Here is a 23,008-nt window from a genome sequence, read left to right as displayed (position 1 = left end):
AACAATAGCTATATATGATTTTCTGTGGTAGTGTATGTTGCTAAGAAGTAGTAAATATCAAAGGAAGGAGGAAAAACCATGATAAATAAGGTGAAGAAAGTCAAGAAAATAGAGCCTATACATCAGAAGGTCATGCTAGAATTAAAGCCTAAAAAAAGGGTATGTGCTTATGCAAGAGTCAGTACAGATTCTATAGAGCAGCAGGATTCCCTTTATTATCAAGTGGAGTATTATAAAAGTTATATAGAAGAAAGGGATGACTGGGAATATGTAGGAATTTATTCTGATGAGGGTAGAAGTGGTACACAGGTAGAAAGAAGAGATGACTTTTCACGAATGATGCAGGATTGTGAAGATGGTAAGATTGATATGATTATTACCAAATCATTCACAAGATTTGCCAGAAATACAGTAGACAGTATTAAGGCAATAAGGAAATTAAGACTTTTGGGAATAGGAGTATACTTTGAAAAGGAAAAAATCAATACCTTATCAGAAAAAGGTGAACAAATGCCTACAATACTAAGTTCCATTGCACAAACTGAGTCAGAAAATACTTCAGCTAACACTAAGTGGGGAATCAGAAAACAGTTTGAAGATGGAACATATAAAATAAATACCCCTGCCTATGGATATATGAATGATGAGAATGGACAGCTGATAATTAAAGAAGATGAAGCTAAAATTATTAGAAGAATTTTCACAGAGTATTTAAATGGCAGAGGGACTTATGTAATTGCCAGTGGGCTAAATCAAGATAATATACCGACCATTAGAACAGCAGAAAAATGGAAACATAGTGTGATAAACGATATATTACAAAATCCCGTCTATCAAGGTGATTTATTATTACAAAAAACATATAGCACTGAGGTACTTCCCTTTAGGCAGAAAATAAATAAAGGGGAACTACCTCAGTATTTTATTGAAAATAATCATGAAGCTATTATTACAAGAGAAGAAGGACAAATGGTAAGTGAAATCCTTGAATATAGAAGAAAACAGATAGGAGTAGGAGAGGGTGGTAAAACCCAAAACAGATATGATTTTAGCAGTAAAATTATATGTAGTGAATGTGGAGGTATATACCATAGACAAAAAGTGAACATAGGAAAGCCAAGCGAAAGAGTCCAATGGTCCTGTGTTCAGCATATAAGAGATAAAGAAAAATGTAGCATAAAGGCTACGAGAGATGAAATTATAAAAGAAGCTTTCTTAACCATGTGGAATAAACTAGTGACTAACTACACAGACATTCTGTATCCACTACTTGGCTCCTTAAAAAACCTAAGAACTAGTGAAGAACAGGGAGAGGAAATAACAGAATTAAATAATAAAATAATGGAGTTAACAGAGCAGGGTCAAATCCTAAATCGAGTAGTATCAAAAGGATATATTGACCCTGCTATTTTTATAGAAAAGCAAAATGCACTGACTATAGAGATTGAAGAAACTAGGAAAAGAAGAAACCAGTTACTAGTTAATAATGGATTTGAAAAGGAGATAGAAGGAACTTTACGATTAATTGACATTATCAAATGCAATTCAGAGATATTGGAAGACTACGATGAGAATTTATTTATGGAGACCGTAGATAAAATTTTCATAAGGAAAGATCCTGAAATTGCCTTCAGACTGATTAATACTTTAGAGCTAACAGTATATGTAGGAAAGTGAGGTGAAGGTGTATGCGAAGAAATGTAACAATAGGCTATAAGATGAAAAATGGAAAAATAGTCTTGGATAAGAAAAAAGCAGAATTAGTTAAAAAGATTTTTAAGGACTATTTGAATGGAGTATCTACGGATAAAATAGCAGAATATCTTATAGGCAAGGGAATACCTAATGCAAATAACAAGATTAGTTGGAGTTATGGATCTGTAAGAAGAATATTGGTCAACGTTAAATACTTAGGAGATACAATGCATCCTCAGCTTATAGATGAAAAAACCTTCAATCTAGTACAGGAACGTAGGGAGTCAATTGCAATTAGGTTAGGGAAAACTAGCCAGGTAAATAAAATAAAAAATCAAGCCGTATATAGTGGGAAAATAATATGTGGGGAATGTGGAGACATTTACCGAGAGTATATAAAAAATATCGGAAAAGCATCAGAGACTAGAACTTGGCAATGCAAAAGATATATTTATCAGAATAAAGTATGCTGCAGAAATCCATTTCTAACAGGTGAAGAGATAGAAAATATATTTATATCAGCGACCAATAAAGTCCTATCAAAAATGTGGCTACTGGATGAAGAAAAGAAAAAAGAACCTCTAAGGCCAACTATAGAGATCAGAAAGATAGAAGAAAGAATCAGAGAACTGGAGGATGAAGAAGAATTTTCTTCTAAGGAGCTATCGGAACTAATCTTTAAAAGAGCGAAAGCCTATTATAGCATCAGTAAAATAGATGATTATGCCTATAGTACTGAAAAAATGAGACAAGCACTGACAGGGAAAGAAGAACTGATGGAATTTGATGAAGAGTTATTTGAAGCCATAATAAAACAGATAACCATCCACAAGGATGGAAAAATCCTAGTTGAATTTATAAATGAAATTACTATGGAGGAAGATTATGAAAACATAAGAAAGGATGGATAAAGGTGGCAGTACCAGTAAAGAAGAAAGTGTCAATTATTCCTGCGCAGAATATTTATAATAAGGGTATCAGGCCAGAATTAAAAGTCCTAAGAGTAGCAGCTTACTGCAGGGTCAGTACAAAGTTAGAACAACAAGAGGGCAGTTATGAAGCCCAGATTGCTTATTATACAGAGAAGATAAATAGTAATCCTAACTGGAAACTGGCAGGTATCTATGCAGATGATGGTATATCTGCAACTAATACGAAAAAAAGAGACGATTTTAATGCCATGGTAGAAGACTGTATGGCAGGAAATATAGATATGATAATTACTAAGTCAGTCAGCAGATTTGCAAGAAATACCGTAGATGCCTTACAAACAATAAGAAAGCTAAAAGAAAAAAATATAGGCATATTATTTGAAAAGGAAGGCGTAAATACCTTAGAGGGTTCAGGAGAGTTACTAATCACCATTTTAAGCAGCCAGGCACAGGAAGAAAGTAGAAATATAAGTGAAAATACAAGATGGGGAATCGTTAGAAGATATGAAAATGGAATCATCACAGTTAATCATAAAAAGTTTATGGGTTACACCAAAGATAAAAAAACAGGTGAGCTAGTCATAGTGCCTGAGCAGGCAGAGATAGTAAGGCGTATTTTCAGAATGTATTTGGAAGGTTCTAGTATTTTAGAGATTACTAGAGCCTTAGAAGCAGATAAAATCAAAACAGTAACAGGAAAAGATACATGGCATCCTGGTGTAATTGAAAGAATGTTAATTAATGAAAAGTATATGGGAGATGTTTTAATGCAAAAGACCTATACTGTAGACTTTCTGACAAAGAAGCGAGTAAAAAATAATGGGATCGTACCACAGTATTATATTGAAGATAACCATGAGGCCATTATACCAAAGGAGATATTTTATAGAGTACAGGAAGAAAAAGCAAGGCGTGCCAGCCTTAATAAATCTGCAGTCACAAGAAAAGCAAATAAACTAAAGAAAGAAAAAAGTAAGTTCAGCTCTAAATATGCATTAACAGAAATATTGGTATGTGCCGAATGTGGGCATCCCTATCGTAGACAAGTCTGGTCAAAATATGGGCAAAAAAGTGCAGTATGGAGATGTGAAAATAGGCTAAAAAATGGTGTAAAGGCAACTTGTAAAAACTCACCTACCCTTAAAGAAGAACCACTGCATCATACAATAATGACAGCTATTAATAATGTGGTAGAAAATAATGGAGAGTTTATCGGAGCATTCAGAGAAAATATTATCAGGGTCATAGGCAACTATTCCACAAAAGATATCTCAACAGAATATGATGTAAAGATAGAAAATCTGCAAAAAGAAATGCTGTCATTAATCGAAGAAAACGCAAAACAAGGAGCTGTAACAGAAGATTTTGATGATGAATACAAAAGGATATCCGAAGAGATAAACGAGCTAAAAAAGGCAAAAATAAGGCTTGTACAAGAGAAGAAAAGGGATGAGATGTACGAGCAACGAATAACGGAGGCGGACAGCACCTTAAAGACTGTAAATCCAAAGGTAAGAGAGTTTGATGAGGACTTGGTACGAAGGTTAATTGAAACCACCAAAGTGAGTAAAGGTGAAAGACTGGAGATACAGTTTGAATCAGGGATAGTTATGGAACAGATAGTAGATTATTATGACTAGAAATATAGGAGCAGTAACTAGAATATAGGAAGTAGTTACTGCTCGGATAATGAGGACAATCTGATTGTGGATTAATATTATTAATCATTTTGAATTTATTACAGGATCAATTGTAACAGTAAAGTATTGAAACTAAGAAAGGATGGAATCATGAAAAAGAATAATTATGAAAATGTAGATAAAGAGAACAGAACTCCAAAGGTTGCAATTTATATAAGAGTTGGAAACAGAGAGCAATTAATTTTAATTTAAAGACAGACAGCAGTTATAAAAAAGAAAGGATTTTGCTATAACTCTCCTGTATAATCTATGGTATTAGTTTCTATTAAAAACCTGCTTAGAGTAAAATCCTCAGTACACTGAGGGTTTTATTGTAGGCAGCTTTTATTTTTACTAAACTTGACATCAAAAAATAATAGTTGTCATGATATAATCTATGTAGCTATTTTATAAAAACAATGGTTGAGTGTTGGAATTATTGAAAATATAATCTGACACCAAGGGGGGACTATCTACCTGCAGCATCATAATCGTCTCTTCAAGGCACGTGGAGACCGTCTGTCTGCTGACAAGAGAATAGATGTATAAGCCCTTGAGAATGGCGTATTTACGGTATTTTCAGGGGTTTATTTATTTTTTGATGGTGGGTAAAGTGATAGATTTTGGGTGTGTTTTAAGGGATTAAGGAAAAAGAGCTGAATTAAGCTCACCCATGTAAACGCAGTTTTGCTTTAAAGGTTCAACCGTTTAGCAAAAGAAATGGTAGATATGTGGCATTAAGTTCAAGAAACTATCCTTGATAATGTTCGCGAAAAGGAATATAATATTGTAATAGACCATGGAGGTGTATAGCATGAATTACATGTCAGCTCAAGAAGCTGCTGATAAATGGGGGATCACAAAAAGACGTGTTCAGATACTCTGTTCAGAAAACAGAATTGAGGGTGCAGAAAAGATGGGCAATATGTGGATTATACCTAAGGATGCAAATAAACCGGAAGACAGAAGGACAAAAAAAGAGAAAAAGAGGGACTTAAAATGCACCAGAAATTAGAAGATAAGTTTAATGTAATACATCCAACAAATAAAAATGCTACCTATTCCAGCATTATGAACTACTCTGATGACTTAAAGAAGCCACTTCAAAGATGGTATAGATATAAAGAAGGGTTTTCTATAGAACTAGTTAAGCAGTTAATTGAAGATTATAATAAAAATCCAATTATAAAGTTATTTTACCGCCTCTACCAAGTTCTAAAATTACAGATGCTTCTTTAAAACTAATCTCATAAACATCTAGCATTTCTCCAGCCTGTGCTATTATCTCTTCATAACTTGGTTGTTTTTTTATGAATTCATCTTTTAAATCGTATATAGTTAAATCACGTTGGTGGAATCTGCCAAATCAAATACTTTGGATGTGTATGAGTATCTAAAAATGATAGCATTAGCTTATCACAATGATTGTGATATAGCTAGACGTCATCTTTTGAAGCACTTACCAATAAACTTAAGATTTTCTTAAGACTATTATTAATTAATTCTTAAATAACATATATTATAATGCTCATGTAAAGATTTTATGCGAGGAGTGGTATGAATGAAAAAATCAAAATCATTATTTTTAGTAATAGGTTTACTTATAGCAATTATATTATACGCTAGTATATATAGTTTTTATCAAGGACAAAAGCCTATTCCAATATCCCGTGATATAAGTAAAGCAGATGATCATATAAATTCTGATCTAATAGATGAATTTATGGTATCAAATCTAAGAAAAACTGGATTACCTGGAGTTTCGGTAAGTATAACAAAAAATGATAAAGTTATATATACTGCTGGATACGGAAAGGACTCAAAGGGAAATCCAATCACTGCTGATACAAAGATGTACATTGGTTCTGTTAGTAAATCATTTACTTCTTTTGCAGTTATGCAGCTTGTGGAAGAAGGAAAAATAAAACTTAAAGAAACTGTTAAATCATATCTTTCAGATTATGTTACAAAAGATAAGAGATCGGAAAGCATTACAGTTTCACAACTTTTAAATCAATCTTCTGGACTTGCAGATAAGGGGTTTCCGGAGATGAGCTTGAAACAGCCCCATTCTCTAAGTGAAGAAATGAAAAGATTAAGTAATTCAAAGTTAGTTACAGATCCGGGGACGCAATGGAACTACCATAATCCGAATTACCATATATTAGCAAGACTTGTGGAAGAAGTATCTGGACAACCGTATAACCAATATATAAAAGATAATATATTAAGTGCTCTTAATATGAATGACACAATTTCTATGACTTTTGCAGAAGATGTCAGTGACGTTGAATGTGGGTACACATTTTCTTATGGGATACAAATAGCACGAAACACATTACCACATTTTGTGAATGGTAGTGGTGGAATTATAAGTAGTGCAAATGATATGGCTAAGTGGATTTCAATGCAGAACAATCATGGAAGATCTTTAGATGGTAAGTCAATTATTTCAAATGAAAGTATTAAGTTAATGCATACCCCATCGGGACCTGATAACGACTATGCTTATGGATGGGAACAAGATATACTTGCAAATGGTTCTAAGAGAATCGAGCATGGTGGAACTCTATTCACATACAGTTCTGACGCTGCGCTATTTCCAGAAAGCGGATATTCATTTATGATCATGTTTAATAGTGCCTCGGCATCTGGAGCAGAGCAGCAGTCATTTATAGATGGTTTGACTTCTATTGTACAAAATGAAACTCCAGAACTTGGATTGCCAGTATCATTTATTGTAGATATGGTGCTAGGAATATTAACGGTATTTGCTATTGTATTTTTTGTGCACAGTTTTAAAAATGCAAATAAATGGGCAGAGAGATTTTACCATAGAAGGTGGTTTAGACTCATGAGAAATATTACTTATGTAATTTCGATTTTAATAGGAATATTCTTATTAAATATGTTAGGCTTTCTATTTGGGGGAAGAGATATTACATTAACAACATTAATATACGGATGGCCATCATTATTAATTTTTGTTGAGACTTTAGCAATTGGAAGTTTGGTTCTACTTATATCTAGAATATTGAATCTTGTAAATATATCAAAAGAAAAATTAAAAAATTCTAACTAAACCACTGGGGACGGCTTTTTTGATTACAAAATAGTATAAAATCACCATAAAATGATATTGATAAATGTATATTTATAATCAGCATTTAGATTTTGAGAGCTTTTCCAGGAATTACAGTTATGCAGTTATTGGTATAGGATAGAGAACTTGTGTAATTATTATGATAGGAAGTATATTTTTTATGGGAAGAATAGGACGTGCGGAACAAAGGAAAATGCTTTTTATTTAATTTAGTGAGGGAATAATAGAAATTATAATCTTCTTTAAATCGAGGGGGTGTCTAAAATGCTCTAGGGGATTGCCCCCTCTAAAGATAGAATTATTTTTGCGTATTGTTATCATCTTATTATCACAACACATGTGGAGTGTGTGGTCTTGATGTCAAGAGTAAAAGAGTAGGCGCTCGTAAAGCCCAGTATATAAGCCGTTTGTGTGTTTTTGCGTTTGAAAATAAGGGTATGAAAAATGTTGTTTTTAGGCTTCGTGGGAACATATCGAAACAAGCCTTAATGATAGTGGCAGAGCGATTTAGATATCATAGTCTGGCGAGTGGTCAGTATAGATGTTGGGTGTTCGTGAGTGGTTGATTTAGATGTTTTTCTTATTTTATAGGGGTTGTGAGAGCAGGTTGGATGTTGAAAAAAACCGGCTCTTTTTACATGAGTCTGTTAGCAGAAACATGCAGTAAAAGCCGTTATTGTACGGTGATAAATAACGTAAGCAGAGGATTGAATATGCGGATTATACAGTCGAAGAGTTGAGCGAAGCGCATCGCGCCTTACTGTCCACACTCCACAAGTGTGAGAAGATGGACGCCGCGAAGCTGGGCAAGTCGCAGCAGACCCTTCATGAACGGCGAATCGCCGCTCTTAAGGTTGCACTGACACTGATTGAGAAAGAACAAAGTCAAAAAGAACAGGGAGAGAAATAATGAAACTTCGATATTACTCTCCCTACTTTAATTATAACACAAGGAAAATGGAAAATATAGTCTTATAATATTTGATATATGCCAGTATAATGATATAAGTAATGCAACCTTGGCTATAATATACTTATCAATAAAGGGAAAGTAATCATGAATTTTATTAATTTGGAGGTAAGATTAGATGAACATAAAATTTGATCCCAATAACATTATTATTAAACTCTGTGTGATGGGAATGGGTTTAGAAGATAGTGGGAAAGCAGAAGAAGCAAGCACTATGTTTCAAAAAGCATTGAATGAAGCTACAGATGACTATGAAAAATTTATTGCAGCTTACCATTTAGCTCGTCAACAAAAGAATATTACAGACAAATTGAAATGGATGGAAACATCTTTACAGTGCGCACTAAATATAAATGATGATAATGTAAAGAGTGCATACTCTACGTTGTATGTAAACATTGCCAAATGCTATGAGGAATTGTGTGACTCAGATAATGCAAAAATAAATTATGAATTATCTGAATTATATAAAGGAGCGCCTTCTGATAAAGGACCGTTTTATCATGGGACTAAGGCTGATTTAAAGGTTGGTGATTTACTGACACCGGGTGGAATCTCAAATTACAAGCCTGAGCTTAAAATGAATCACATTTATTTCACAGCTAACGCCAATGGTGCAGGACTTGCAGCAGCATTAGCAAAAGGAGAAGGAAGAGAACGGGTTTATATAATAGAACCAACAGGTGAATTTGAAAACGACCCAAATCTTACTGATAAAAAATTTCCGGGTAACTTAACACGTTCTTATCGCTCACAAGAACCTTTAAGAATTATTGGTGAAGAAACAGAGTGGGCGAAACTGACAACTACGGATAGACACGAATGGCATGAAAAATTAGCCAAAAGCAAGGGTGAAATCATAGACTGAACATATTCCAAATAGGTAAAATAGTTACTTTTCAAGCTTGTCTGTGGGTTTACACCTAAAATAAAGCAAGGTACTCTACGTGAAATATCGTATAGTGCCTTGCTCATTTTAATCTGACTAATTTGGCTGATCCAAGACCACTCAGCTTTTAAAAGGAATTTGAGAAATTATGCGTGGTAGAATTAGTAACAATGCAGCTAATAGCAATAATACTGACCCTAATACGGCTATGTCTGATAATGCAAGGATTCTAGGTATTGTAGTTATGGTGTGAAACATAGCTATAGCACCTAATATCCCAAGTATTGTCATATACCACTTCCTCATTTGAAAACCAACCACAGAAGTCCAACCTATGAGAAAAAATAGGGGCATTTGCAGATAATGTGTAATTGCAGACGTCAGTGAAAAGTTATCATAGTAAATAACTGAAGCTAAAACCGGAATGAACAGAAACAGTGATATAATGCTTATGGCTACAGTATAAGCCCAAAAGAACTGCTTTCTGGTCAGGCCTTGTGACACATATAGTTTTGTTGCAACCAAAGGATATATAATTCCCATCACCAGAAGATATATTTTAGGCGCATACACGATGGAAATTGGCATCCATGAAGTATCATCAATTGTTACAAAAGAAAATACTATAAGAAGAATAGCCATTACCAAGGCATAGATACCTATAAACCAATATGTGGACTTAGTCTGTTGTGATAGCATAAGCTTCAAAGCTTTTTTCGTCATTATTCTTTCCCTCCTTTTTCGGTCATATAGATGAACAAATCCTGCAGTGAGGGGTGAGAGAGTTCAAGACCTTCTTTTTCTGCAGCAAGGCGCTCGTTTTCTGATAACTCCCCGAACAATACAACCTCTTTCTGTCGGCCCAAGGCTCGCTGGGACAGGATTTCACGACCATTTGCGAATCTATCTACGACTTCGCTAAATCCTGTTACGGCTGTTCCTTTTGAGCGCAGGTTATCACAGTCGTCGTGGGCTATTACCTGGCCTTTGTCAATAATTATGGCTTCGCTAAAAAGCCCCTCCATCTCATTGAGAAAATGTGTTGAAAACAAAATAAGCTTAGGCCTCTGCATATAGTCTGATAAAAGTTCGCTGATAAACAGTTTACGCATAGCGGCATCCATGCCGAGATATGCCTCGTCATATATGGTAATCGGTGTCTGTCCGGCTAGGCCGATAATCACATGTACTGCTGAACGCATACCGTGACTTAAGGATCCTATTGTCTTCTTCACCGGTATTTCAAACAGCTTTATAAGTTTTTCTGCATAGGTGGTATCCCAGTTGGGGCGGAGCGTAGCTGCTATTTTAAAAAGGTCTTTTATCTTAAAGTCATTTTCTATTCCACTCTGATCTTCATGGATAAGAGCAATTCGTGGCATTATATTCCTGTTTTCATAAGGATTTTCGCCGAATATAGTTATTTTTCCTGAGGTTGGCCTGCGATAGGCGCAGAGCAGCGACAAAAGTGAGGTCTTTCCTGCTCCGTTTCTGCCAAGCACCCCGCATATCCCCTGCTCGGGAAGCTTTAAACTTACATTATTGAGTGCAAGAGTATTTCCGTAATTAAGCGATACATTTTCAAAATTAATCATTTTTTTCTCCTTTCCAAGCACTATCGATCATATCATGAATCTCCTGGAGTGAAAAACCCAAGGGTTTTGCGAGAGACGTCAAAGGCTCTATCTGTTCCTTAAAAAATGCGTGCGAAAAGCGTTTTTTAAGCTTTTCAGGGGCATCGGGGCTCACATACATTCCAAGCCCGCGTTTCTTATAAATTATGCCATCATCTACCAGAAGATTAATTCCCTTCAGTACAGTGACGGGATTTATGTTGTAATGGCTGACAAGCTGTCTGTTTGAGGGTATTTGCTCATCAGGTGCCAGCCTCCCGTTGAGAATGTCCTCCTCAATAATCTCTTTGATTTGTAGATAAATGGGTCGGTTACTGTCCAGAGCTGACTTCATGGCGTCCTCCTTTCACTAGTGGTGTTATTGTATTATAGTGTTATATATAAGTATAATACTACTTGCGAAATATATCAAGTGATTATTAAATATTATAAAAATTAATACAAGTTGATCCTAATTCGGTAAAGTTGATATGAAGTGGATATGTTTCCGAAAACCTGTGATTTGAAAGATATTAATTGAGTCCTCTCAAGCCACATGGAGACTTTTAGAAGTAAAAATGGGAGGATAGGAATTGAGTATTTACCCCTTCTCTTATATGATTTGTTAAATTGTATAAGACTAATGTGATACCGCATGTTGAAGCCGTAACAATGCTTACAAGGAACGAAGTGAGTTGTAAGTAGATGTACGTCTCATGTCAGGAATGTCCAAGAGCACAAGCGATAGCGAAGTGGGATTGGCAACATTCTACGGTGGAGTGCGTGATAAAGATGCAAAAAGTTTGATCTTCGAAATAGCTCGATTTTATAAGGCTTCGGACAGTTTTCAGTTTGTTAGAAACGGACCTGATTTTAGGAATAAAAAGCCTATTTTTGAATTGGAGATAGGAATAGCTGTTTGGATGTCGTGTAAGTAGACACAAGAAAATGTTTTATATACATACTTATTATAATTCATAAAGGTAAATTTCAAACAAAAAGTTTTACAACACTGTTTGAAATAATTAAGAATAAAATAAAAAGATAAGTGAATGTCTATTAATTTAGCATTCCAAAAATGCATTAAGATGTAAAAAATCTTGATGCATTTATTATATAGGGCTAAATTAAATATAGAAATCTAAAGAGGAAAAATTCTATGTAGTTTCATTTTTAATATGTATATTAACCCCTTGTAATTGTACAATGGAGATTATGAGTCAATAATACTAATATGGACTTTAAGTATAGTCCATATTATTTTTATAATTTAATATTGAATTATAAAAATATGCTAATTATACAATAAAAAATATTTAAAAGTTAATTGAAGATTAGAAATAGATTCTATTGACAAAGTTTTGTTGCTATGATACTTTATGACTGCAAATACAAATATAGTCACGGAGTATGGGGGTGGATTATGGCAACTGCATTTAGTGATAATGAAAAAGTATTAATAAGACAAAAATTAAAAGAAGTAACGTATGATTGTTTGCTAAAATATGGGGTGAGGAAGACTACTGTTGATCAAATTATTCGAATGACAGGGATATCAAAGGGGTCTTTTTACAACTTTTATGATTCAAAGGAAATTTTGTTCTTCACAGTATTAGAAGAATATCAAAAATCAATTATAGATGAATTAAATAGTAAACTGAGAAAAAAAGATAATATAGGAGTTGATGAATTTACAGAACTAATTTATAACTTATATCAGAATGTAAGATCGTCTTTTATTATGAATATAATTCAAAATGAGGAATTTGAATTCCTTATGAGAAAATTACCTAAAGAATTTATTATCAACCACCACTCTTTAGATGATTTACTTACAAAGGAGATTTTTTCTTATATAAAAGTTAAAGATAATGTTGATGTAGACATTGTTTCTGCTTCACTAAGAGCAATTTTTATGAGTATGATACATATTGAGGAAATTGGAGAAAAGAATTTTGATGATGCACTGAAACTTTTAATACGAGGTCTTGATCAGCAAATAGTTAAGGAGGATAATGATGACTGAAATTATTAACACTACTAATTTAACAAAGATTTATGGAAAAACTCATGCTGTTGACAATGTGAATCTATCTGTTAAACAAGGAGAAATATTTGGATTTATAGGCCTTAATGGTGCAGGTAAAACCACACTACTATAAGAATGTTATAGGTATGATATCTCCTACATCAGGTAGGTGCTATCTTAAAGGACAAAAAGTAAACCCTGGCAATATAGATATTTGGCGTAATGTAGGATATATAGTAGAAACACCATATTCTTATCCTGAATTAACAGTAAGAGAGAACTTAGAAATTGTTCGTAAATTGAGAAACATTGAAGATAAAAGATGTGTTAATTGGATTATTAAGAAACTAAAGTTAGAAGAACATGCCTTTAAGAAAGCAAAGCACCTGTCGCTAGGTAACGTACAAAGGCTTGGTATAGCAAAAGTACTTATACACAAACCCAAGATTTTAATACTTGATGAGCCTATAAATGGATTGGATCCTGCTGGCATTGTTAAAGTCCGTCAAATGCTATTGGATTTAGCAAAAAATTCAGGTGTTACAATATTTGTATCTAGTTGTTCTTTCTAAGACTGGCTATAAAGTTTACCATAGGGACACAGAGGGTTACTCTACTTTGCAAATTGAGAATGAGAATGCTGTAAACAATTCTGATAAAATTGCTCAATTACTTGTAAATTCAGATCATCCTCCGACACTATTAAAAGTTCAGAATGAAGATTTAGAAAAATATTTTTTAAGATCTATTAAAGAGACTGGAGGAATGTAAAATGAATAGGATAATAACATGCATTTCAGTAGAAAGTAAGAAAATTTTCAAATCTAAAGTACCATTGATATCTATGCTTGTTCTCACACTTGTACCACTTACTGGTGGATTTTTCGTATTTGTTTTAAAAGACCCTGTCTTAGCGGAAAGATTAGGTATTATTTCTACTAAGGCGCAAATAGTAGGAACTGCCGATTGGCCTTCCTATCTTAATCTTCTTGCACAAGCAATGTCTATTGGTGGGTTAATAGTATTCGGATTTAATACCAGTTGGATTTTTGGAAGAGTATTTGTTCCATGTTTACCTTAGTATTATCGACACCAGCAGCTTTTTTTGCAAGATTTGGACGTGGATATCTATCATCATTTGGATTTATATTAATTATTGTTATATTAGCACAAATTATTGCAATAGCAGGTTATGGAGAATATTTTCCATGAGCTGTTCCTGCACTTATAAGTGGTTTTGCTGGGAGTGATAACGCTATGGTCGAAGGTTTTAGTATTATAATTGTAATTCTGACAAGTGCAATTGGGTTTATAGGTACTATGCTCTGGTGGAGATATGCCGACCAAAGTTAGAGATATAATGGGCTGTACACAATCACTAATTGTTTCTTTTGGTAATGTTGCCATAAATAATGCTCTTTTCTAGTTTGAATCTTATTTTGACTCTTGTCAGAAAAGAGCATTTTATCTCCTAAAAGCACAGATTATTTTAAACTACCCTATATCATCTTAGAAACCTTAACACTTGTTGATTAAAATCCTTAGCCTCTTCATATGCTCCATGCCCAAGACCTTTATACAAAATTATCTCTATCACCACCTATTACTAAAGTAGGACATTTGATTTTATCTAGTTCATCATAAGCATTGTGAGTTAGGCATGAATTAGCCTGAATAATAAATCTTTTAAAGTCTTTGGGTTTCCCAACTCTTGTAATAATCGGATAAAAAATCCTGTATTTTTTAACTTTGTCTTCTGTAAAAGTTTTTTCTATAGTATCTATAATTAAGTTTCTATAATCATTATTTTCTCCTAATGTTATCCAAATTTTTACTACATTTTGTATAGTATTATTCTGTTTGGAAACAGATACTCCTATAACAAGTTTATCTACTATATCAGGGTAATCGATTGCAATATATTGAGATATCATTCCTCCTTGTGAAACACTCATTATATGAGCTTTTTTTATGCCTAGATTCCCCATTGCAATCTTCTGATCATATGCCATATCTCTAGTTGAGTACCCTTCTTTAATATCATTTTTTCTACTAAAAACATATACTTTATATTCTCCAGCAAATAATTTATACACCCTTGCTAATATTTTTTGTGTTCTTTTAACAGTTTTTAATCTATCCCCTAAACCTGGTATAATAATAAAAGGTTTTTGACCATCCCCAAAAGTAACATGTCCATATCAGTTCTATCAACCTTTATATTCCCTTCTTTAGCCTCATAAAACATTATAATACCTCCCTTATTTATATAATCCTTTTTTTAGCATTTCAATATACTGATTAAGTTCATTAAAATAACAGTCTTTAATATCATTAATATTAGAATATTGGTCTGCTTCTTTCATAAACTTTTCATTAAGACCTTCAAGAATCCATTTCAAAATATTTAAAACCTTTTCTTTTTCCCAATTTAATATTTGTGTTTCAATATTCTCTAATATTTTATAATAAAATGAATCTCCTATAAGTTTATATCTTTCCATAGTCTTTATGTATATACTTGAGTTATCATCACTAAAAGCACGCTTTAAAAGTCTATATTTATTAGTATTTTCTATGTACCAGTTAAATTCAGCCTCAGCATATATGAGAACTATTTGAAATAGATCTCCTTTAAGCTTTGGTAACTCATCCTTTAGGCTTCTACTTAAATCAGCTATGACATAATCCAATATATAAAAATATAGATCTTCTTTATTAATGAAATATTTAAATAAACTTCCTTTACTTATATAAGCCTTTTTGACAATACTATTTGTTGATGCTTCATTATAGCTATATTGAGAAAACTCACTTAATCCAGCATTAATAATTCGATTTCTTTTATTTATATTCAATTGAAAAAATGACTTTCTTGGCATCTTTATCATCCTTATAACTATTATTTATTCTAATCCCATCTAGTGACCATCTGGTCATTATGCAAATAATATCATAAATTTCTTTATTTATCAAGATTAAAATACTTTTTAAAATTAAATGAAAACCACCAATCAGATAATAATATCTTGATAGATGGCTATAGTAATTAAGTTCAACCTAGGAAAAACTTCCAGTACATGACAAACAGAATGAAAAGGCCTAACTTCCAAATAGTGATAATAAAATCTTAAGATTTTCCTTGTAAAAATAGAATGTTTAATATGATTATAGTATTTTTTTATTGGGGGAAGTTAGTCTAGGAAATAATACTTGAAATTCTTAATAGAAATTTAGTAATGCATTACTAAATTCTGAAGATCTAGATATAAAAAGAAATTCAGAAAAAGAATATATAGGTATTATACAAACTAAAAAGAAAAGGTTGGATTTTTAAAGAAGAATACAACCATGCTTATTTAAGAAATAATATAGATGTAAAAATTGTATGGGATGATTTAGGTGGAAATAGAAAATTTTATGATGAGTGAGCAACATGTTATCCTGATGAATCAGCATATATGTATAATTATAAATTATATATACGTAATCATATAGTTAAAGAATTTAATATGGTTTATGTAGATAGATATAGAGGATTATTATCAATACCGAAACGAGGTATTAATATTGTTCTAAGAGATGAATACTTCCTGAGCCGATTATTTAACCTGTCCATAGAAGAGCTAAATAGTTATATGAAAACCTTAGGTTTAATAGTAGAATATAATTTTAAAAAAAGAGTTTTTATATGTCATAGTCTTGAATTGTACAAATTTAAAATATGATAAGTTTTTAATAGATTATAGACATAAAAATGGTATAAGTCATAATATTTGTGTAGAATAGCTACGACACATGTGGTCGCTTGCATTGGCATTAAACTGCACCCTTGGATATTACACAAAGAAAAATGATGAAGAACTGTTGCATGCTACTTATTATGATCAATCTGCAATCATGCCAGTAAATGGTGCATCACTGCTTTGGCAGGCAGCCACTGATCAGGAAACCATTACTGTGACGGGCAAGGCTGTAAAAGAATGAGCAAGAATAACTATAATGACACAGATTAGTTTTGATGTTTATTTTTTCGCAATTCCACAGAGCAATTTGTTGCAGTCGCTGCCCGTGGTAACACATGAATCATTGCAGCATGACTTAAAACTATTGAAGAGGTTGAAAAATCCAAGTGTTGCTACACAAAAATTATTTCATGACATGATTTTAGAGATTAGGGGTGAAATGAATGATACGCATCGATACGACTAAAACAAATATGATCGATAGACAGGCGGCAGGGTTTATGCTTGACATATTGGAGCTAACCAGTAAGGAAAATTCAATGGCGAGCGACATTCGGTTTAAAAGTAGAACATCTCAAGTGAGGGAGATGGTTTGCCTAAAAAAAGAAAGAGAAGGATTTTCAAAAGCTTTGGAAGAGCTAGTTGAAATTAGCGTTCGGCTTAAAAGTCTTGCCAGCATGGCTTCTGGTGATTAAATTGATAAGCTCCTTGGCGAGGTAGAGGCATTAAAGAGTTTATCAGTCGGTATGAAAAATGGCGAAATTGAAGATTGCAGGGATAATTGGTGCACTCTTATAACTGGTTGTGAAAGTAAATAAGCAGTTTTAATTGACTGCCCCTGCTAATTCAAAGGAGAAAGACATTCTTCATAAGTGTGTTCTGCCATGTGTCAACGGAATAATGACAAAGATAGGTTTTAGTTAGAAGGAAATTAGTCAACTAACTAAAATTTGATTTAATATGGGTGTAAAAATGGGGATGTAAAGTTAGAAAATTAGTTATTAGAGAAAAATATTTGCTGGAATAGAAAAAATATATGTGAAAGGGTGTAATAAAAAGATGACAGTAGAAAAAATCTCCATAGAAGGCATAGATAAAAAATTAGATGAGCTTCTTGCCAATCAGGATTTATTGATGAAACATTTGAAAATGCAATCGGGCAGAAAATTAAAAGGTGTCAGCCTTCGAAAACAGGTAAAGTACTTAACGGAGCAGGGTTATTCGATAAAGGAAATTAGTTCTATGCTTAATGCTTTACTACCACAGTGTCAGCAAAAAGAGCAGAAATTAAGGCAATGGATAGTAATGTGACACAATAAATTGCTTTATGCGGTGTTTGTTTGGGTTCTGCTAACATAGCCAAAATCAAAAATATCGAGGATTATTGCTCTAAAATTATAAAAGGGTGTTAAATAGTACAATACTCTAAAAGGTGTTTCAAAATTCCAATATAGTTTTATTGGAACAGCTTTTGCGCCATATGGGTATATTGGCAGTTTGCTCTATTAGGGTATAGTCATATAGACAGGGTGACTTTTAGAGTTTTGGAGCTTTAATAATACTTGTTATATGGAGGAATTAGCTATGAAGGTAGGATATATTTGTGTATCAACCGCAGAGCAAAATACACAGCGGCAAAAAGCAATTATGGAAGGCCTAGGGGTAGAGAGATTATATACCGAGATGTTATCAGGGAAAAATACGGACAGGTCATAGCTTAATGCAATGCTGGACTTTGTTCGTGAGGGCGATACCGTAGTGGTTAAGAGTTATTCAAGGCTGGCACATTCCACAAAGGATTTACTGGACTTGGTAGAAAAGCTAAATCAGAAAAAAGTGCAGTTTATCAGCCAAAAAGAAAATATTGACACATCAACACCACAGGGACGATTGATGTTTACTATGTTTGCAGGGCTGGCACAGTTTGAGCGTGAATGTCTGTTGCAGCGGCAGCGTGAAGACATTGAAATTGCTAAGCAGCAAGGTAAGAACAAGGGCAGACCTAAAAAGTCATTGGATAACTTCACGGAGCAATACACTTCTGTAAAAAATGATGAGATAAGCATATCTAAGGCAAGTAAGCTATTAGGGGTATCACGCTCTACTTTTACAGCAAAATGAAGGAATATGAGGATAGCAGCGAGATTGATTTTGGCTAACATCTCCCCTTCTGCCTTATAAATATTTACGATATACAGTCTGGCAAATTTGAATAACAGAAGTTACTTACCACATTATGTTAAAATTTTATTCAATTGTGAGTATTTAGTTGGTTTCTAAAATTAGTCAAAATCAAGTCAATAAAAAGGTAAAGCAGGATAAATTCTTCATATGGTACAGTTCGGATAAATTAGTGATACAGCAAAATGAAAAGGACTGTAATTTAAGGTTTATATATTTCCAAAGTTTGTTGGAATTAAGAAAATGGAGGCTAAGAACATGGAGTACTACGGAAATTATAATTTTGATGAAATGTCGCATGAGGACTTAGTGCAAGAAATATTGTGTTTAAATTGGTTTGTAGATGAAATGCAAAAGAGTATTGATAAGCTTGAAAAGGTCAACGATACTTTAATGAAAAAGCACCCTGCATTTAAGGAAAATATAAATGCAGATGATATTATGGATAAACTGGTAGCTGGCGATAGTCTTACTAAAATAGGTAAATACTATGGTTGTGATAAAAAGACTATTAAAAACCGCCTATAATCGAGAGCAATATACAGATAGAGATATTGCCAAACTAAGGCAAGGAATTGATGTGCCCAAAGAGGATTGGTTTAATAATGAATATTAACCAATAGACCGTAGTCTAAAGATATATACATAGGAAGAAAATGCTCGGGGAAAACAGATTCACTAGGGTAACAATGGGAAAATTGATTAAACAGAGTAGCCATAAGATCCAAGCGTGCTGGTTTTATGGTTATTCTCCTGCCTCTACCCTAAATATATATAAAGCAACCAATCAACAAAACTAGGAGAAAACACAATTACATATCTAAACTAAAAATCATGCGGTTACATTAGTGGAAACATATGTTAAGCATCAATGCGATTAATTGAAACCTTCCAGGTAAAGGCCTAGTTGTTAGAACAGTTCCCAACAAGGAATTCATGGCTGGTTGATCTGCTGATTCCTTCGGGAATTGAAGCAAAATGCACTTGTAGAGAATGCAGAGCGTGAAGGAAAAAGACAGCGAATAGCTGAAATGACAGGCTTCTTGAATGAACAGTTTTGCGAGTTGGAGGAATATGATGAGCAACTGGTAAGGCGGCTTATTGAAAAAGTTACGGTATTTGATGATAAATTCACTGTTGAATTCAAGTCTGGTGTTGAAATTGATGTATAAACATGACATTGGCAGCGACCGTCAATCAGGAAATAAAATTCTCTTAGTTGGCGGTTTTCCTTTTGCAATTGACTAAAGCTGGGAGTGAATATATAATGTAATAACAATGTTGTTGATATTGTTATTGATAGGAGAGGACAACATGATTGAAGTTAATGAGTTATTATAAGAAGATATCAGAGAAACTGAAATAAGGAGGTATCATGATGGAATTTAAAAAAGAAGAATTGGGAAAGGCCATATCCTTACTATCTTCTACTATTACTAAATGCGAAAAAATGCAACTTAAGTTTTCAGAGGGAACATCTCAACATTCGCTCTTAAAAAACAGAATTAAAGCGCTCTATATTTCCGAGGCGCTTCTTACGGGTGATAAAACAATAAATTATACAAGTAAAGAATTGAGAGAGGCACTACCTCCTGTGGTTTCAATCATAAATAAAACTACAAAAGCACAAAGTAAATATGAAAAAGGAACTTCACAATTCAATCGCTTTGAACCCCTAATCCAAGCTATGCTCATTTCTAAAGCATTCATCGAGAGCCAAATAAACATCGATTTGGCATTATGACAAATTGCAAGTTGTTGGTTAGATAGCCAGATAATTCAAAACGAAATGCAAATAGACACTTTATAGCTTTGTAGAATCAGAAAAAAATATAATGAAAAAGAAAGGCAGCTGTCATTTGTTTGGCTTGCTGAGAGTGGAGTTAAGTGATGGATAAAATCAGAAATTCACATATAAAATGTCTAAGACAATAATTTAAGAGATACCTTAATGACAATTATGATTACTTGAAAGATAAGGGTGTAATTTATAGTGATGCTTTTTACCGTTATTGCTTAAAGTAGCAAAGCACATCATAAATTCAAACATTGATGAGAGACTGATGACGGGGGATGTAACTTTAGTAAATGAAATTGCCAGAGTCGATATGGATAATGGAACTGTGAAAAACTTCTATACCTTTACAACAAAATACTGTAGCCATCATAAACCTTTGGACTACCCTATTTATGATAGTTATGTAGATAAGCTACTTCGCTATTTCAGAGATGTTGATGTGGTACAATTACGCAGAAATAAATAAATATGCAAAACCAAAGAGAGTTCTGCATATTTGTCTATGGTATAGAATAAAAATTCATTTAATTAAGGCTAACCATGAAAAAACTAGAGCAAATAATAGTTGTCAGCTTTAGGAAAATGGATATTAATCATAGTGTATTTTCCTTCTTCAGATTGAATTGATATATTATGCCCTAGCTTTAAAACCATTTGTTTGGCAAGATAAAGTCCCATCCCGGTAGATTTGGAGTAATTTCTTCCAGTTGAGCCTGTAAATCCTTTCTCAAATACACGGTTGATGTCCTCGGGCTTGATACCAATTCCAGTGTCCTTAATTTGAAGTAGTTTTTCTTTACTATTCTCTTCAAATATAAAAAAGATAGAGCCGCCATCATTTGTATACTTTAAAGAATTTGATATAATCTGATCAATTATAAAGCTAAGCCATTTGCTATCACTTTGTACAAATTGCTCTTCATCCCATATTGTGAAGTTAATCTGTTTATTTATAAACAACTTAGAATGCTTTTTTATACTTTCTCGAATGACCTTATTCAATGATATTTCTGTAATAAAATAGTCCTTTGAAAAGGAGTCGATACGAGAATAATACAATGCCTGCTCCACATAATTTTCTATTTTGTGTAATTCATCTTCAAACTTATCTACAAGGTAATCTACTGTTTTACCTGCGCTATTTCTCATAAGCATAAGGCTTGCGGTAATAGGAAGCTTTACCTCGTGAATCCATGACATAATAAAATCTTGATGTTCTTTTTTCTCATTATGAAGCTTTTCAATATCATCCATATAATTACTATGCACCTTTTTTAACAGTTTCATATATAATTCCTGCTCATAGTTCTGTGGCTGATGAGCTGCTGCCAATACTTCTTTTTCATCACTTTTAATCAATTCATTAAGCTGTTTATAAAAAGAGTTATGATAAAAATAACCTGTAATAATATAAATTGATGCTAGAAATATACATCCTAAGTTTGTATATACAATATTGATTACAAGTTGCTCTTTACTAGAACTGACCATCATCATAAGTGTTACAAACAACATCATTATTATGAATAGTATCAAAAAATAACGTTTCTCTTCTACATATTTTAAAAATTTCATCTTATTATATAACCTTCTCCCTTCATAGTAGTAATATAGTTTTCTTTGCCTAGTTTAGCAAGCTTCTTACGTATACGAGTGATATTTACTGTCAGAGTATTATCATCTACAAAACTTTCATCTTCCCAAAGGTTGCGCATTATTTTTTCACGGCTTACTACAGACCCCTTGTTTTGCATAAGTATATTTAGAATTTTAAATTCGTTTTTTGTAAGCTCTGCCTTTTTATCTCCATAAAAAACATCTCCATTATTTAGGTTTAGCATAATTCCATCATGTTCAATTATTGTAGAAACTGTTTCAGTATATGAGTATGTTCTGCGAAGTAGAGCCTTTATTTTAGCTATTAGCACTTCCTCATAGAAGGGTTTCTGAATAAAATCATCTCCACCCATATTCATAGACATGACCATATCCATAGGTGTATTACGAGATGAAATAAATATAATAGGTACTTTTGAAATGTCTCTGATTTTATTGCACCAGTAGAATCCATCGTAAACAGGTAGATTTATATCCATTAATACAAGATGTGGATTTTCCTTTAGGAATACTTCAAGTACCTGGCTAAAGTCATCCAAATTTATAGTTTCACATCCCCATTTTCTTATGCTTTCTCCAATCATGTCTCTAATAGTTGGTTCGTCCTCTACAATCATTATCTTCATCTCTATTCCTCCAATGGTTGAGAATTGTTCTAAAATACTGCTTGAATTTATTATACCTCTTTTTCTGAAAAATGTAAGGGTTTAGAAACAGCTTACAAAATTGTAAGGTTGAACTTTTAAATCGTAAGGT

The 23,008-nt window shown here is 33.1% G+C and carries 31 protein-coding genes; 23 read left to right on the top strand and 8 right to left on the bottom strand.

Annotated features, from left to right (window positions below; all coding sequences use genetic code 11):
* Window positions 1-78 precede the first annotated feature (78 nt).
* The 5 genes from K8M07_RS03730 (at window position 79) to K8M07_RS03710 (ending at window position 5,545) form a co-directional block, all read left to right on the top strand.
* A complete protein-coding gene (locus tag K8M07_RS03730) occupies window positions 79-1,677 on the top strand; it encodes a recombinase family protein (RefSeq protein WP_223376546.1) in 1,599 nt (532 codons plus the stop codon).
* Window positions 1,678-1,688: 11 nt separating this feature from the next.
* Window positions 1,689-2,606, top strand: a complete 918-nt coding sequence (locus K8M07_RS03725) for a recombinase family protein (protein ID WP_223376545.1) — start codon at window positions 1,689-1,691, stop codon at window positions 2,604-2,606.
* 2 nt (window positions 2,607-2,608) lie between these two features.
* Window positions 2,609-4,267 (top strand): recombinase family protein, encoded by a 1,659-nt coding sequence (locus tag K8M07_RS03720; RefSeq protein WP_223376544.1) that lies wholly within the window; start codon window positions 2,609-2,611, stop codon window positions 4,265-4,267.
* 853 nt (window positions 4,268-5,120) lie between these two features.
* Window positions 5,121-5,321, top strand: coding sequence for a DNA-binding protein (locus tag K8M07_RS03715; protein WP_223376543.1), 201 nt, complete (start codon window positions 5,121-5,123; stop codon window positions 5,319-5,321).
* Window positions 5,306-5,545, top strand: coding sequence for a hypothetical protein (locus tag K8M07_RS03710; RefSeq protein ID WP_223376542.1), 240 nt, complete (start codon window positions 5,306-5,308; stop codon window positions 5,543-5,545). The genes K8M07_RS03715 and K8M07_RS03710 overlap by 16 nt, the downstream gene beginning before the upstream one ends.
* Here K8M07_RS03710 and K8M07_RS12820 read toward each other — a convergent pair.
* Window positions 5,490-5,618: a hypothetical protein gene (locus tag K8M07_RS12820; protein ID WP_411741951.1), complete on the bottom strand. Its 129-nt coding sequence runs from the start codon at window positions 5,616-5,618 to the stop codon at window positions 5,490-5,492. The two genes, K8M07_RS03710 and K8M07_RS12820, sit on opposite strands and share 56 nt — an antisense overlap.
* Window positions 5,619-5,867: 249 nt before the next feature.
* On the opposite strand from K8M07_RS12820, the gene K8M07_RS03705 reads away from it, so the two are divergent.
* Together K8M07_RS03705 and arr are read left to right on the top strand one after the other, a co-directional pair.
* Window positions 5,868-7,388 carry a serine hydrolase domain-containing protein gene (locus tag K8M07_RS03705; protein ID WP_223376541.1) on the top strand — a complete coding sequence of 507 codons (1,521 nt, stop codon included), beginning with the start codon at window positions 5,868-5,870 and terminating at the stop codon, window positions 7,386-7,388.
* Between the two features lie 1,433 nt (window positions 7,389-8,821).
* Window positions 8,822-9,247: an NAD(+)--rifampin ADP-ribosyltransferase gene (gene arr, locus K8M07_RS12765; protein ID WP_317845468.1), complete on the top strand. Its 426-nt coding sequence runs from the start codon at window positions 8,822-8,824 to the stop codon at window positions 9,245-9,247.
* A gap of 141 nt (window positions 9,248-9,388) precedes the next feature.
* Here the strand turns inward: arr and K8M07_RS03695 are convergent, their stop codons facing one another.
* From K8M07_RS03695 to K8M07_RS03685, 3 genes are read right to left on the bottom strand one after another with little or no spacing between them, the layout of a single operon-like run.
* A complete protein-coding gene (locus K8M07_RS03695; protein WP_223376539.1) occupies window positions 9,389-9,991 on the bottom strand; it encodes a hypothetical protein in 603 nt (200 codons plus the stop codon).
* Window positions 9,991-10,863, bottom strand: a complete 873-nt coding sequence (locus tag K8M07_RS03690) for an ATP-binding cassette domain-containing protein (protein WP_223376538.1) — start codon at window positions 10,861-10,863, stop codon at window positions 9,991-9,993. Before K8M07_RS03690 ends, K8M07_RS03695 begins: the two co-directional genes overlap by 1 nt.
* Window positions 10,856-11,236 (bottom strand): GntR family transcriptional regulator, encoded by a 381-nt coding sequence (locus tag K8M07_RS03685; RefSeq protein WP_223376537.1) that lies wholly within the window; start codon window positions 11,234-11,236, stop codon window positions 10,856-10,858. Before K8M07_RS03685 ends, K8M07_RS03690 begins: the two co-directional genes overlap by 8 nt.
* A 361-nt stretch (window positions 11,237-11,597) precedes the next feature.
* Between K8M07_RS03685 and K8M07_RS03680 the strand changes: the two genes are divergently transcribed.
* From K8M07_RS03680 to K8M07_RS03655, 7 genes are all read left to right on the top strand, one after another.
* The gene (locus K8M07_RS03680; protein ID WP_223376536.1) at window positions 11,598-11,819 is read left to right on the top strand and encodes a hypothetical protein; all 222 of its coding nucleotides are present in this window, start codon (window positions 11,598-11,600) and stop codon (window positions 11,817-11,819) included.
* A gap of 485 nt (window positions 11,820-12,304) precedes the next feature.
* A complete protein-coding gene (locus tag K8M07_RS03675; RefSeq protein ID WP_223376535.1) occupies window positions 12,305-12,907 on the top strand; it encodes a TetR/AcrR family transcriptional regulator in 603 nt (200 codons plus the stop codon).
* Window positions 12,900-13,043: an ATP-binding cassette domain-containing protein gene (locus tag K8M07_RS12615; RefSeq protein ID WP_263282433.1), complete on the top strand. Its 144-nt coding sequence runs from the start codon at window positions 12,900-12,902 to the stop codon at window positions 13,041-13,043. The genes K8M07_RS03675 and K8M07_RS12615 overlap by 8 nt, the downstream gene beginning before the upstream one ends.
* Window positions 13,015-13,482 (top strand): ATP-binding cassette domain-containing protein, encoded by a 468-nt coding sequence (locus K8M07_RS03670; RefSeq protein WP_263282432.1) that lies wholly within the window; start codon window positions 13,015-13,017, stop codon window positions 13,480-13,482. Before K8M07_RS12615 ends, K8M07_RS03670 begins: the two co-directional genes overlap by 29 nt.
* Before the next feature lie 46 nt (window positions 13,483-13,528).
* Window positions 13,529-13,681, top strand: coding sequence for a hypothetical protein (locus K8M07_RS03665; protein ID WP_223376534.1), 153 nt, complete (start codon window positions 13,529-13,531; stop codon window positions 13,679-13,681).
* A 1-nt stretch (window position 13,682) separates the two neighbouring features.
* Window positions 13,683-13,991: a hypothetical protein gene (locus K8M07_RS03660; RefSeq protein ID WP_223376533.1), complete on the top strand. Its 309-nt coding sequence runs from the start codon at window positions 13,683-13,685 to the stop codon at window positions 13,989-13,991.
* Window positions 13,979-14,122: a hypothetical protein gene (locus K8M07_RS03655; protein WP_223376532.1), complete on the top strand. Its 144-nt coding sequence runs from the start codon at window positions 13,979-13,981 to the stop codon at window positions 14,120-14,122. Before K8M07_RS03660 ends, K8M07_RS03655 begins: the two co-directional genes overlap by 13 nt.
* Before the next feature lie 362 nt (window positions 14,123-14,484).
* Here K8M07_RS03655 and K8M07_RS03650 read toward each other — a convergent pair whose 3' ends face one another.
* Window positions 14,485-15,018: an alpha/beta fold hydrolase gene (locus K8M07_RS03650; protein ID WP_411741950.1), complete on the bottom strand. Its 534-nt coding sequence runs from the start codon at window positions 15,016-15,018 to the stop codon at window positions 14,485-14,487.
* A 153-nt stretch (window positions 15,019-15,171) separates the two neighbouring features.
* Window positions 15,172-15,792, bottom strand: coding sequence for a TetR/AcrR family transcriptional regulator (locus K8M07_RS03645; RefSeq protein WP_223376530.1), 621 nt, complete (start codon window positions 15,790-15,792; stop codon window positions 15,172-15,174).
* A 931-nt stretch (window positions 15,793-16,723) separates the two neighbouring features.
* Between K8M07_RS03645 and K8M07_RS03640 the strand changes: the two genes are divergently transcribed.
* The 9 genes from K8M07_RS03640 to K8M07_RS03605 all read left to right on the top strand — a co-directional run bounded on the left by K8M07_RS03640 (window position 16,724) and on the right by K8M07_RS03605 (window position 21,101).
* The gene (locus K8M07_RS03640; protein WP_223376529.1) at window positions 16,724-16,897 is read left to right on the top strand and encodes a hypothetical protein; all 174 of its coding nucleotides are present in this window, start codon (window positions 16,724-16,726) and stop codon (window positions 16,895-16,897) included.
* A 202-nt stretch (window positions 16,898-17,099) separates the two neighbouring features.
* Complete coding sequence (locus K8M07_RS03635) at window positions 17,100-17,351, top strand: hypothetical protein (RefSeq protein ID WP_223376528.1); 252 nt, start codon at window positions 17,100-17,102, stop codon at window positions 17,349-17,351.
* A 364-nt stretch (window positions 17,352-17,715) separates the two neighbouring features.
* On the top strand, window positions 17,716-17,967 hold the full coding sequence (locus tag K8M07_RS03630) for a hypothetical protein (protein ID WP_223376527.1): 252 nt from the start codon (window positions 17,716-17,718) through the stop codon (window positions 17,965-17,967).
* A gap of 273 nt (window positions 17,968-18,240) precedes the next feature.
* Entirely contained in the window at window positions 18,241-18,372 is a 132-nt protein-coding gene (locus K8M07_RS12610; protein WP_263282431.1) for a hypothetical protein, read from the top strand.
* 9 nt (window positions 18,373-18,381) lie between these two features.
* Window positions 18,382-18,777, top strand: a complete 396-nt coding sequence (locus K8M07_RS03625; protein ID WP_223376526.1) for a recombinase family protein — start codon at window positions 18,382-18,384, stop codon at window positions 18,775-18,777.
* Window positions 18,778-19,095: 318 nt separating this feature from the next.
* Complete coding sequence (locus tag K8M07_RS03620; RefSeq protein WP_223376525.1) at window positions 19,096-19,365, top strand: hypothetical protein; 270 nt, start codon at window positions 19,096-19,098, stop codon at window positions 19,363-19,365.
* A 503-nt stretch (window positions 19,366-19,868) separates the two neighbouring features.
* Complete coding sequence (locus K8M07_RS03615; protein ID WP_223376524.1) at window positions 19,869-20,009, top strand: hypothetical protein; 141 nt, start codon at window positions 19,869-19,871, stop codon at window positions 20,007-20,009.
* Between the two features lie 206 nt (window positions 20,010-20,215).
* Window positions 20,216-20,581: a hypothetical protein gene (locus K8M07_RS03610; RefSeq protein WP_223376523.1), complete on the top strand. Its 366-nt coding sequence runs from the start codon at window positions 20,216-20,218 to the stop codon at window positions 20,579-20,581.
* A gap of 319 nt (window positions 20,582-20,900) precedes the next feature.
* Window positions 20,901-21,101, top strand: coding sequence for a hypothetical protein (locus K8M07_RS03605; protein WP_223376522.1), 201 nt, complete (start codon window positions 20,901-20,903; stop codon window positions 21,099-21,101).
* Between the two features lie 83 nt (window positions 21,102-21,184).
* Here K8M07_RS03605 and K8M07_RS03600 read toward each other — a convergent pair whose 3' ends face one another.
* The gene (locus K8M07_RS03600; RefSeq protein WP_223376521.1) at window positions 21,185-22,210 is read right to left on the bottom strand and encodes a sensor histidine kinase; all 1,026 of its coding nucleotides are present in this window, start codon (window positions 22,208-22,210) and stop codon (window positions 21,185-21,187) included.
* Window positions 22,207-22,878, bottom strand: coding sequence for a response regulator transcription factor (locus tag K8M07_RS03595; RefSeq protein ID WP_223376520.1), 672 nt, complete (start codon window positions 22,876-22,878; stop codon window positions 22,207-22,209). The genes K8M07_RS03600 and K8M07_RS03595 overlap by 4 nt, the downstream gene beginning before the upstream one ends.
* Window positions 22,879-23,008 lie beyond the last annotated feature (130 nt).

This window comes from Schnuerera sp. xch1 (assembly GCF_019931165.1).
In the GTDB taxonomy this organism is placed as follows: domain Bacteria; phylum Bacillota; class Clostridia; order Tissierellales; family Tepidimicrobiaceae; genus JAIOUP01.
Note: the sequence above shows the minus strand (reverse complement) of the source record. Positions and strands in the feature narration are given on the sequence as shown.